Origin of the sequence: Nocardioides sp. CPCC 205120 (assembly GCF_048654585.1) — a bacterium.
GTDB lineage: Bacteria > Actinomycetota > Actinomycetes > Propionibacteriales > Nocardioidaceae > Nocardioides.
In genome coordinates this window covers 1716686-1727498 of the sequence record NZ_JBMCYY010000001.1, presented here as the reverse complement: position 1 = coordinate 1727498, position 10813 = coordinate 1716686, and the positions used below count along the sequence as shown (strand labels likewise).

11 protein-coding genes are annotated in these 10813 nt (G+C 73.3%); 8 read left to right on the top strand and 3 right to left on the bottom strand.

The genetic code is table 11. The features are described from left to right. Window positions 1–54: 54 nt before the first annotated feature. From ACOACO_RS08065 to ACOACO_RS08030, 8 genes are all read left to right on the top strand, one after another. Window positions 55–1134, top strand: coding sequence for an ABC transporter substrate-binding protein (locus tag ACOACO_RS08065; protein ID WP_420295722.1), 1080 nt, complete (start codon window positions 55–57; stop codon window positions 1132–1134). An 85-nt stretch (window positions 1135–1219) separates the two neighbouring features. After that, window positions 1220–2062, top strand: coding sequence for an ABC transporter ATP-binding protein (locus ACOACO_RS08060; RefSeq protein WP_420295721.1), 843 nt, complete (start codon window positions 1220–1222; stop codon window positions 2060–2062). A 10-nt stretch (window positions 2063–2072) separates the two neighbouring features. After that, the gene (locus ACOACO_RS08055) at window positions 2073–2858 is read left to right on the top strand and encodes an ABC transporter permease (RefSeq protein WP_420295720.1); all 786 of its coding nucleotides are present in this window, start codon (window positions 2073–2075) and stop codon (window positions 2856–2858) included. Continuing rightward, entirely contained in the window at window positions 2855–3733 is an 879-nt protein-coding gene (locus tag ACOACO_RS08050) for an ABC transporter permease (RefSeq protein ID WP_420295719.1), read from the top strand. The genes ACOACO_RS08055 and ACOACO_RS08050 overlap by 4 nt, the downstream gene beginning before the upstream one ends. Then, on the top strand, window positions 3730–4803 hold the full coding sequence (locus ACOACO_RS08045; protein WP_420295718.1) for an adenosine deaminase family protein: 1074 nt from the start codon (window positions 3730–3732) through the stop codon (window positions 4801–4803). Before ACOACO_RS08050 ends, ACOACO_RS08045 begins: the two co-directional genes overlap by 4 nt. Window positions 4804–4856: 53 nt before the next feature. Beyond that, the gene (locus ACOACO_RS08040) at window positions 4857–5963 is read left to right on the top strand and encodes an isopenicillin N synthase family dioxygenase (protein ID WP_420295717.1); all 1107 of its coding nucleotides are present in this window, start codon (window positions 4857–4859) and stop codon (window positions 5961–5963) included. Between the two features lie 81 nt (window positions 5964–6044). Next, on the top strand, window positions 6045–7205 hold the full coding sequence (locus ACOACO_RS08035; RefSeq protein WP_420295716.1) for a DNA recombination protein RmuC: 1161 nt from the start codon (window positions 6045–6047) through the stop codon (window positions 7203–7205). A gap of 23 nt (window positions 7206–7228) precedes the next feature. Beyond that, a complete protein-coding gene (locus ACOACO_RS08030) occupies window positions 7229–7624 on the top strand; it encodes a DUF6542 domain-containing protein (protein ID WP_420295715.1) in 396 nt (131 codons plus the stop codon). Window positions 7625–7642: 18 nt separating this feature from the next. Here ACOACO_RS08030 and ACOACO_RS08025 read toward each other — a convergent pair whose 3' ends face one another. The 3 genes from ACOACO_RS08025 to ACOACO_RS08015 all read right to left on the bottom strand — a co-directional run bounded on the left by ACOACO_RS08025 (window position 7643) and on the right by ACOACO_RS08015 (window position 10777). Beyond that, window positions 7643–9022, bottom strand: coding sequence for a uracil-xanthine permease family protein (locus ACOACO_RS08025; protein WP_420295714.1), 1380 nt, complete (start codon window positions 9020–9022; stop codon window positions 7643–7645). A gap of 125 nt (window positions 9023–9147) precedes the next feature. Then, a complete protein-coding gene (locus ACOACO_RS08020; protein ID WP_420295713.1) occupies window positions 9148–9771 on the bottom strand; it encodes an L-threonylcarbamoyladenylate synthase in 624 nt (207 codons plus the stop codon). Between the two features lie 4 nt (window positions 9772–9775). Next, on the bottom strand, window positions 9776–10777 hold the full coding sequence (locus ACOACO_RS08015; protein ID WP_420295712.1) for a 4-hydroxy-3-methylbut-2-enyl diphosphate reductase: 1002 nt from the start codon (window positions 10775–10777) through the stop codon (window positions 9776–9778). Window positions 10778–10813 lie beyond the last annotated feature (36 nt).

Here is a 10813-nt window from a genome sequence, read left to right as displayed (position 1 = left end):
ACTCGGGGCCCCGCACCGACAGGTGCCGCCAGCACCCCTGATCGAGGAGAGACCATGAAGCTGTCCCTGCGCCACCGACGGTTCGCCCGCTGCGCCGCCGCCGTCAGCGCCACCGCGCTCGTCCTGTCCGCCTGCGGAGGCGGCTCGGAGGAGGCCGACGCCGCCGACGGCGACTTCGGCGACGTCACCCTGCAGCTCTCGTGGGTCAAGAACGCCGAGTTCGCCGGCGAGTTCTTCGCCGACGCGGAGGGCTACTACGCCGACGCCGGCTTCGGCGCCGTCACCATGAACCCGGGCCCGGGCGCCATCGAGACCCTCGTGGCCTCGGGCGAGGCGGACTTCGGCCTCAGCAACGCCATCGCGACCGCCCAGCTGGTCGCGGAGGAGGACGCCCCGATCAAGATCGTCGGCACCAAGTTCCAGAAGAACCCGTTCACCATCCTGTCGATGGCCGACGGCGGGAACATCGCGACGCCGCAGGACCTCGTCGGCAAGCGCATCGGCGTGCAGGCCGGTGGCAACGAGACGCTCTTCGACGCGCTGCTCGAGGTCAACGGCATCGACCCGGCCGACGTCACCAAGGTCCCGGTCGAGTACGACCCCTCCCCGCTCGTGGACGGCGAGGTCGACGGCTTCCTCGCCTACCTGACGAATGAGTCGATCACCGTGCAGTTCGACGGCCACGAGGTCACCAACCTGCCCTTCGCCGACAACGGCCTCCCGTTCGTCGCCGAGTCGCTCATCGTCAACGAGCGCACCCTCGAGGAGAGCCCCGAGATGGTGAAGGCGTTCCTGGAGGCCGAGATCCGCGGCTGGCAGGACGCGCTCGCCGACCCCGACGAGGCCGCCCGCCTCGCCGTGGAGGAGTACGGCGCCGACCTCGACCTGTCGATGGACAAGGAGCTGGAGCAGGCCAACGTGCAGGCCGGCCTCATCCTCACCCCCGACGTCGAGAGCAACGGGCTCTTCACCATCAGCGACCAGCTGATCGAGGAGAACCTGGCCACCCTCGCTGCCGCCGACATCGAGATCGAGGCCGACGACCTGTTCGACCTGACGCTGCTCACCGAGCTGCTCGAGGAGAAGCCGGAGCTGGCCGAGCTGCCCGAGGGCGTCGAGGTCCCCACCTCCTGACCCCGCGCGTGCCGCCGCCCGGTCCCGGGCGGCGGCACGCCCGCGTCCGCACCACCCGTCCCCGCAGCACCTGAGGGAGCACCCCGTGACCACCACACCGACAGCCGCCGCGGTCGTCCCGCCGCAGGGCCCGACCGGCGCCTCGACCGGCACCTCGACCGGCACCGGGGTCAGGATCGAGAACCTGACCAAGACGTTCCGCATGGGCCGGCGCAGCGTGACCGCGCTCGACGACGCCACCCTGTCGACCGACAAGGGCAGCTTCCTGTCGCTGCTCGGCCCGTCGGGCTGCGGCAAGTCGACGATCCTGCGCATCCTGGCCGGGCTCGAGAAGCCCACCTCGGGCACCGCCCTGGTGGAGGGCCGCACGCCCCTGGAGCTGCGCCGCGACCACGAGCTGGGCATCGCGTTCCAGGACTCGGCACTGCTGCCCTGGCGCTCCGTGGTCGCGAACATCCGGCTGCCCTTCGAGGTGTCCGGGGAGAAGCCCGACGAGGCCCTCATCGCCGAGCTGGTCGAGCTCGTCGGCCTCACCGGCTTCGAGAAGGCCAAGCCCGCCCAGCTCTCCGGCGGCATGCGCCAGCGGGTGTCGATCGCCCGCTCGCTCGTCGTGAAGCCCTCGGTGCTGCTGCTCGACGAGCCCTTCGGCGCCCTCGACGACATGACTCGCCAGCGCCTCAACGTGGAGCTCCTGCGCATCTGGACCGAGAAGCCGGCGACGACCCTGATGGTCACCCACGGCATCTCCGAGGCGATCTTCCTCTCCGACCAGGTCGCGGTGATGAGCCCGCGCCCGGGCCGGGTGAAGGCCGTCATCGACGTGGACCTCCCCCGCCCCCGCCTGCCCGAGATGATGCGCACGCCCGAGTTCCACGCCCTCCACGACCAGGCCAGCGAGCTGCTCTTCGGCTCGCACGGCACCGACTGAGGGGCGCCCCGTGCTCCCCTCCGCACGCGCCCGCTCCCTGCTGGTCGGCGCCGCCGGCGTCGTCGTGGTCCTGCTGCTGTGGTGGCTGCTGGCCCTCACCCTGCTCGCCGACGCCCGCGTGCCCACCCCGGGCGGCGTCGTCGCCTCGGTGCTCGACGACGGCTGGGCCTACTACTGGCCCAACTTCTCGATGACCATCGAGGAGTCGCTCGTCGGCTTCGTCTACGGCAACGTCGCGGCGATCGCGCTGGCCTCGTTCGTGCTGCTGGTGCCGCAGCTGGAGAGCGTGATCATGCAGCTGGCCGTCATCAGCTACTGCATCCCCATCGTCGCCATCGCCCCGGTGCTCTACATCGTCATCGGCATCCCGGAGGACGGCGCCCCCTCCGGCACCGCGGTCGCCCTGGCCACGCTGTCGGTCTTCTTCACCACCGTGGTCGGCACGGTGCTGGGCCTGCGCTCCGCGGAGCGCACCAGCCTCGACGTCGTCAGCGTGTACGGCGGCGGCCGCTGGGCCCAGCTGCGCAAGGTGCAGCTGGTCTCCGCGCTGCCGTCGATCCTCAACGCCCTGCAGATCGCCGCGCCCGCCGCGTTCCTCGGCGCCATCCTCGGGGAGTACGCCGGCGGCCTGCGCCCCGGCGTCGCGCGCGTGCTCGTCACCGCGCAGCAGAACCTGGACGTCGAGCGGGCCTGGGCCACGGGGCTGCTGTGCGCGCTCGTCGCCGGCCTCGGCTACGCCCTCTTCGGCGTCGTCGGCCGCCTCGTCAGCCCGTGGTCGAAGGGGGCCCCCGCATGAGCACCACCGTCACCCCCACTGGCGCCACGCCCGCCACCGCGGCCGCCGAGCAGCGGCCCGTGCGCAGCCGCACCGGTCTCGCCGTGCTGCGCTCCGTCGGCCGCGCCCTGCTGACCATGGCGTTCGTGCTCGCCGTCGTCATCGGGCTCTGGGTGGCGGGGCTCGCCCTGTGGGACGTCGACGACTTCGTCGGCAAGGGCCCGGCCGACGTGTGGGCCTACCTCGTGACCGACCCCGACGCCGCCGAGAACCGCGACGGCATGCTCGGCCTCCTTCTGGTGACGCTGGAGGACGCGGCGACCGGCTTCGTCGTCGGGCTCGTCGCGGCGGTCGCGCTGGCCCTGCTCATCGTGCGCTTCCGCGCGGTCGAGAGCGCCGTCATGCCGGTGGCGATGGTGCTGCGCTCCGTGCCGCTGGTGGCGCTGGCGCCCATCATCATCCTGCTGGCCGGGCGCGGGTTCCTCACCGTCGCCTTCATCAGCGGGGTCGTCGTGCTCTTCCCCGCGCTCGTGACCATCGTGTTCGGCCTCCGCTCGGTCTCGCCCCAGCTGCGCGACGTCGTGACCGTGTACGGCGGCAGCGAGGGCACCGTCCTGCGCCGGGCCGCCCTGCCGTCGGCGCTGCCGTCGCTCTTCGCGGCGATCCGCATCTCGGTGCCCGGCGCCATCACCGGTGCGCTGCTCGCGGAGTGGCTGGCCACCGGCCAGGGCATGGGCTCGGCGATCGTTTCGGCCTCGCGCAACGGCCGGATCAACGAGACCTGGTCGTTGGTCGTGATCGTGACGGTGGCGTCGCTGGTGCTCTACCTCGTCGCCCAGCTCGTCGAGTCCGTCGTGCTCGCCCGCTACGGCGACGACGCGGGGCGCGGCCGATGAGCACCTTCGCCCACTCCACCCCGACGCCCGCCGACCCGGAGATCGACACGCTCGTGGCGGCGCTGCCGAAGGTCAGCCTCCACTGCCACCTCCTGGGCACCGTGGCGCCCGGCACCGTCGTCGACCTCGCCCGCAAGCACGGCGTCGACCTGGGCCGGCGGGCCGACGAGCTCTACGACCACGGCAGCTACGAGGACCTCGGCGAGTTCCTGCGCGTGCTCGACGTCGTCGGCTCGCTCGTGCGCGACGCCGACGACCTCCACCGCATCACCTACGAGTCGCTCACCCTCGGCGGCGCCGACCACGGCGTGCTGCACCGCGAGATCCAGCTGAGCCCGCCCGGCCACCCGGACGTGCCCTACGGCCGGCTCCTCGACGGCGTGCTCGCCGGCGCCCGCGACGCGCAGGCCGACACCGGCATCTCGTTCGGCCTGGTCGTCGGCATCAACCGCGAGCGCAGCGGGGCCGACGCCGTCGCGCTCGTCGAGCAGGTCGTCGCCGACCGGCGCGACGAGGTGCTGGGCATCGGCCTCGACTACGCCGAGGTCAACGGCCCGCCCGGACGGTTCGTCGAGGCCTACCGGCTCGCCGGGCGCCACGGCCTGCGTCGTACCGCCCACAGCGAGTCGGGCCCGCCCGCCCACGTCCTCACCCTGCTCGACGAGCTCGGCTGCTCCCGCGTCGACCACGGCTACCACGTCGTCGACGACCCGGAGATCACCGCGCGCTGCGTCGAGGAGCGGGTGCCCTTCAACTGCACGCCGGTCAGCTCCGACATCGGGCGCTACTCCGGCTCGGGCGACGGCACCCACCACCGCATCCGCGAGATGGTCGACGCCGGGCTGCTCGTCACGATCGACTCCGACGACCCGCCCATGTTCGGCACCGACCCGACGCACGACTTCCGGGTGCTCGCCCACGCCCTCGGGTACGGCGCGCCCCAGCTCGCCGCGTTCACGCGGAACGCCGTCGAGGCCTGCTGGCTCGACGACGGCGACAAGGCGGCCCTCGCCCGCCAGGTCGACGAGCTCTGCGCCCCGCTGCTCGCGGACGCGCCCGCCCCCGCCTGACCGCCCCGACCGTCCCCGCCCAGCCGACCGCTCCGCCGTACCCAGGAGGACCCATGACCAGCGAGACCACCACCGAGGCCGTACGCGGCGGCGCCCGCGTCGGCCCCGACGGCTTCCACGTGCCCACCGTCGACATCAGCGCCTACGTGGGTGAGGGCGACGCCGCCGCCCGCGCCGCGGCTGCGGCCGCGTTCGACGAGGCCGCGCGCACCGTCGGGTTCGTGCAGGTCGTCGGCCACGGCGTGCCGGACGACGTGCTCCGCGGCTTCGCCGACGCGCTCGACGGGTTCTTCGGGCTGCCCCTGGAGGCCAAGAAGGCCTACCGCACGCCGCCGGAGGTGAACCGCGGCTACAGCCCGCCGAAGACGGAGTCGCTGAGCCTGAGCCTCGGTGTCGCGCCGTCGAACCGCATGCACGACTTCTTCGAGGCCTTCAACGTGGGCCTCGCGGTCTCGGACTTCCCCGGTCTCGACCTGCCGCTGGCGGACTACCCGGAGAACGTGTGGCCCGACGAGGACCTCGGGGCGGCGGGCTTCCGGGCGGCCGTGTCGGCGTACTTCGACGAGGCCGGCCGGGTCGCGCGCACCCTGACGACGCTGTTCGCCGACGCGCTGGGCCTGGAGCCCGGCTACTTCGACGCGTTCACCGGCCACTCGGTCGACGTGCTGCGGATGAACAACTACGCGCTCGAGCCGGGGGCCGTCGAGCTCGACGGCGACCTCACCGGGATGGGGGCCCACACCGACTACGGCATCGTCACCGTGCTGTGGGCCGACCAGGTCGCCGGCCTGCAGGTGCTGGGCGCCGACGGGTCGTGGAACGACGTCATGCCCGCCGACGGGGCGCTGCTCATCAACCTCGGCGACCTCATGGCGCGCTGGACGAACGACCACTGGATGTCGACCGTGCACCGCGTGAAGCCGCCGATCGTCGATGGCACGATCCGGCGGCGGCGCAGCGCGGCGTACTTCCACGACGGCGACATCGACGCCGTGGTCGCCACGCTGCCGACCTGCCGCGACGCGGACGGCACGTCGGCGTACCCGCCGGTGACGGTGGCGGAGCACCTGCGCGCGAAGCTGGCCGGGTCCCGCGCCGGCGTGGCCAACGCGGCGGCGGCCCGCGAGGCCGCGCGCGTGCTGGCGGCCGGCGAGGCCTGAGGCCCGCCGGCGCTCAGCCGCGGACGCCCCGGCGGGCGGGGCGCCGGCGAACCGTCGGTGGGCCCCGCCATGCTGTCGGCCATGGACGTGCTCGACGTGGTGACGGCGCTGGCCCTGCTCGCGGTCGGCGTGGCGGCGGGGTGGTACGTCGGGGTGCTCTGGTCGCGGGGCCGCCCGGCCGAGCGTGCGGCGGCGGTCGACGCGCTGCGCCTCGCCGAGGGCATCGACCGGCTCGGCGACCAGCTCGCCGACCTCCACCACGACCGCGCGGTGTGGCAGGGCGAGCTGACCGCCCAGGTCGCCGCCATGCGCGACCAGACGGGTGAGCTGCGCCGCGAGACCCACGCGCTGGCGACGGCGCTGCGTCGCCCGACCGTGCGGGGGCGCTGGGGCGAGCTGCACCTGCGCCGCGCCGTCGAGCTGGCCGGCATGGTCGACCGCTGCGACTTCTCCGAGCAGGTGCGCCTGGCCGACGGCGCGCTGCGTCCCGACGTCGTGGTGCACCTCGCGGGCGGGCGCTCGCTGGTGGTCGACGCGAAGGTGCCCCTCGACGCGTTCCTCGACGCCGCCGAGCTCGACGGCGGCGACGCCGATCAGGCGGAGCGCCAGCGGGCCCACCTCGCCCGGCACGCCCGCCAGGTGCGCAGCCACGTCGACGCCCTCGGCGCGAAGCGCTACTGGGCGGCGCTGCCCGACTCCCCCGAGCTCGTCGTGCTGTTCGTGCCCGGCGACGCGTTCCTGGCCGCCGCGCTCGAGGCCGACCCGGGCCTGCTCGAGCACGCGGCCACCGCCCAGGTCGTGCTGGCGACGCCGACCACCCTCATCGCGCTGCTCCGCACGGTCGCCCACGGGTGGCGGCAGGAGGCGCTGGCCGAGCGGGCCGAGGAGATCCAGCGCACCGGGCGCGAGCTGCACCAGCGGCTGCGCACGTGGGCGGAGCACCTCGACGCGCTGGGTCGCTCGCTCGGCGCCGCGACGCGCCACTACAACAGCGCCGTCGGGTCCCTGGAGAGCCGGGTGCTGGTCTCGGCGCGCCGGCTCGCCGAGCTCGGGGTCACCGACGAGGAGCTGCCCGGCCCCCGCGCGGTGGGCGACCTCCCCCGTCGTACGACGGTCGCCGACCCCCACGACGGCCGCGAGCCGGAGGACCAGACCGGCGACGTGCTCGGCGAGGCGGGCCTGGACGCGGTCGTCGACCCGGTGCGCCGCCCGGACCCCGGCGCGTCGGCGCGCGGCGCCTGACGCCGCGACCTAGGGTCGGTGCCGTGAGCCTGCTCGCGGCCACCCGTCCGACGACGGGACACGTCCCCGGTCGCCGCGTCGTGCTGCTGGGGGTCGTCGGCGTGCTCGGCCTCCTGGGCCTCGACCTGCTGCTCGGCCCCACGGTCGGCCTCTTCTTCGACCTGTGCTTCATCGTGCTGTGCCTGGGGCTCGCCGTGCTGGTCGACCGCGCCGACGTCTTCGTCGTCGGCGTGCTGCCGCCCCTGCTGCTCGTCGGTGCGTTCAGCCTCGTGGCGGCGCTCGCGCCCGGCGCGCTGGCCCGTCCGGACGACGGCGCCGTGCAGGCGCTCGTCACCGGCGTGCTGCACCACGCGGTGGGCCTCGGCGTCGGCTACGCGCTGTGCCTGGCGACGCTCGCCGCCCGCATGACGGGCGACTGAGCGCCGCCGACGGGTTCCTCAGGGCACCCGGGGCACGTCGACGTCGAGCTCGGCCTCCCGCTCCGGGTCGGAGGGGCGCAGCAGGTTGAGCACCACGGCGATGAGGGCCGCCGGCACGATGCCCGACGTGAGGAGCACCTCGACCGACTCCGGCATCTTCGCCACCGAGCCGGGCACCGCGGCGAAGCCCTGGCCGACGCCGATCGAGACGGCGATGACGAGCATGTCGTGCCGGTCGAGCGCCTCCTCGGCGAGAAGCTTGATGCCGGCGCCCAGGAGCATGCCGAACATCGCGACCGCGGCCCCGCCGATGACCGCCGACGGCATCACGGCGATGACCGTGGCCATCTTGGGGAAGAGCCCCAGCACGATGAGGAAGCCCGCGCCGATGGACACGACGTGACGGCTCATCACCCCGGTGAAGGCCACCAGGCCGACGTTCTGCCCGAAGGACGTGTTGGGCAGCGCGCTGAAGAGGGCGGCGACACCGGTCGACACACCGTCCGCCATGACCCCGCCCGACAGCTCCTTGTCGGTCACCTGCCGCCCGGCGCCGCTCTTGGTGATCGCGGACAGGTCGCCGATCGTCTCCACACCGGTCGCGATGGCCATCGCGCCCATGGCCACGAAGGCCGCGGCCGGGAACTCCAGCCCGAACTCGAGCGGCATGGGCACCGCGAACCAGGCGGCGTCCCCCACCGCCTCGAAGCGCACCTTGTCGAGCGGGATGGCGATGAGGTAGCCGACCACCAGGCTGATGAGCACCGCCGAGGCGCCGACGACACCGCGGCCGAACCGGTAGCAGACGAGCATGATGAGCAGGACGGCCGTGGCCAGGCCGAGGTTCGTCCACGACCCGAAGTCGTCCGCGCCGTTGCCGCCGGCGAAGAGCGCCATGCCGGTCGGCAGCAGGCCGATCCCGATGACGAGCACCACGATGCCGCTGACCAGCGGCGGGAAGAGGAACTTGAGCCACTTCAGCGACAGACCGAGCCCGACCTGGACGACCGCCGCGAACAGCGCGCCGCCGAAGACGGCCGCGAGGCCGTACTGCTGGGCGAGCGGGATCGAGACCACGAGGAAGCCGAAGCTGGTGCCCTGCACGATGGGCAGCCGCGCGCCGATCGGCCCGATGCCGACGGTCTGCAGGAGGGTGGTCAGGCCGGCCACGAGGAGCGCGACCTGCACGAGGAACGCGGTCTCGCCGGTCGTCGCCCCGATGGCCGTGGCCAGCACGATCGGGATCGTGACGTTGCTGGCCATCATCACCAGCACGTGCTGCACCCCGAGGAGCACCGCCTCGCCGAGGGGCGGCATCTCGTCGATGTCGTAGCGCGCCTTGACGGCGTCGGTCGTGCCTGTCGGCGGCTGAGCGCCGGATGGACCGTCGTGCTCCATGGGAGCTCCCGTCGACGTGTGTGGGCTGGGTCACGTCATCCTTCGTGACCAGCGGGCCCGGGCGCCACGCCAACTACTGACACAAACCCCGTCGGGGGTTCGGTGGAACCTGCCGGAGCGGCCGGTCAGTCCTCGAAGCGTGAGGCGTCGCCGGCGCCGTGGCGCAGCACCTCGGGGGTGTCCTCGGACCAGTCGACGACCGTGGTGGGCACGGCGGGGGTCTCACCGGCCTCGATGACGATGTCGACCGCGTGGTCGAGGTCCTCCTTGACCTCCCAGCCGATCGTGCGCGGCTCGGTCTCGCCGGGAAGGATCAGGCTGCTCGTCAGCATCGGCTCGCCCAGCCCGGCCAGGAGGGCCGCCACGACGGGGTGCTCGGGGATGCGCACGCCGACCGTCTTCTTCTTCGGGTGCATGAGCTGCCGCGGCACCTCGCGGGTGGCGGGCAGGATGAACGTGTAGGGCCCCGGCAGCGCCGCCTTCACGGAGCGGAACGCGTGGTTGGAGACCTGCACGAAGTGCCCGAGCTGGGAGAAGTCGGAGCACATGAGCGTGAAGTGGTGCTTCTCGTCGAGGTCGCGGATCCGCAGGATCCGGTCCTTCCCGTCGCGGTTGCCGAGCTGGCAGCCCAACGCGTAGCCCGAGTCCGTCGGGTAGGCGATCAGCGCGTCGTCGCGCAACGCCTCGACGACCTGCGCCACGAGGCGCGGCTGCGGGTCGACGGGGTGGAGATCGAGGTAGCGGGCCACGGGCTCAGACCCGCCCGGCGGCCTTGAGGTCGCGGCGCAGCTCGGGCGGGAGCGCGAAGATCAGCGACTCCTCCGCGGTCTGCACGGCGCGCGCGTCGGGGTAGCCGCGCTCGGCGAGGAACGCCAGCACGCCCTCCACGAGGTCCTCCGGCACGGAGGCACCGGAGGTGACGCTGACCTTCTCCACGCCCTCGAGCCACGCCTCGTCGATCTCGCTCGCGTCGTCGACGCGGTACGACGCCTTCGCCCCCGCCTCGAGCGCGACCTCGACGAGCCGCACCGAGTTCGACGAGTTGCCGGAGCCCACGACGATGACGAGGTCGGCGCCCGCGCCGATCTCCTTCACCGCGACCTGGCGGTTCTGGGTGGCGTAGCAGATGTCGTCGCTCGGCGGGTCCTCCAGCTGCGGGAACTTCTCGCGCAGCCGGCGCACCGTCTCCATGGTCTCGTCGACGCTCAGCGTCGTCTGCGAGAGCCACGACAGCCGGGTGCCCTCGGGGAACTCGAGGTCGTCGACGTCGTCCGGGCTCTCCACCAGCGTGATGTGGTCGGGCGCCTCGCCCGCCGTGCCCTCGACCTCCTCGTGGCCCGCGTGGCCGATGAGGAGGATGCGGTAGCCCTCCCGCGCGAAGCGGATGGCCTCGTGGTGCACCTTCGTGACGAGCGGGCAGGTGGCGTCGATGGTCTTCAGGGAGCGCTCGGCGGCCTCCGCGTGCACCATCGGCGAGACGCCGTGGGCGGAGAAGACGACGGTGGCCCCCTCGGGGATCTCCTCGATCTCCTCGACGAAGACGGCGCCGCGCTCCTCGAGCGTGCGCACCACGTGCTTGTTGTGCACGATCTGCTTGCGCACGTAGACGGGGGCGCCGTAGAGGTCGAGCGCCTTCTCGACCGTGATGACGGCGCGGTCGACGCCGGCGCAGTAGCCGCGGGGCGCCGCGAGCAGCACGGCCCTCTCGGCGTCGTCGCGCGGCAGGAGTCGCGGCGTACCCAGGTCGGTGCTCATGGGTCCCGAGTCTAGGCGAGCGGGGCACACGGCCGA

What these genes read in the sequence shown, in the direction of transcription:
- ACOACO_RS08065 (WP_420295722.1), top strand. Translation starts at nt 55, where the DNA reads ATGAAGCTGTCCCTGCGCCACCGACGGTTCGCCCGCTGCGCCGCCGCC.
- ACOACO_RS08050 (WP_420295719.1), top strand. Translation starts at nt 2,855, where the DNA reads ATGAGCACCACCGTCACCCCCACTGGCGCCACGCCCGCCACCGCGGCC.
- ACOACO_RS08045 (WP_420295718.1), top strand. Translation starts at nt 3,730, where the DNA reads ATGAGCACCTTCGCCCACTCCACCCCGACGCCCGCCGACCCGGAGATC.
- ACOACO_RS08040 (WP_420295717.1), top strand. Translation starts at nt 4,857, where the DNA reads ATGACCAGCGAGACCACCACCGAGGCCGTACGCGGCGGCGCCCGCGTC.
- ACOACO_RS08035 (WP_420295716.1), top strand. Translation starts at nt 6,045, where the DNA reads ATGGACGTGCTCGACGTGGTGACGGCGCTGGCCCTGCTCGCGGTCGGC.
- ACOACO_RS08025 (WP_420295714.1), bottom strand. Translation starts at nt 9,022, where the DNA reads ATGGAGCACGACGGTCCATCCGGCGCTCAGCCGCCGACAGGCACGACC.
- ACOACO_RS08015 (WP_420295712.1), bottom strand. Translation starts at nt 10,777, where the DNA reads ATGAGCACCGACCTGGGTACGCCGCGACTCCTGCCGCGCGACGACGCC.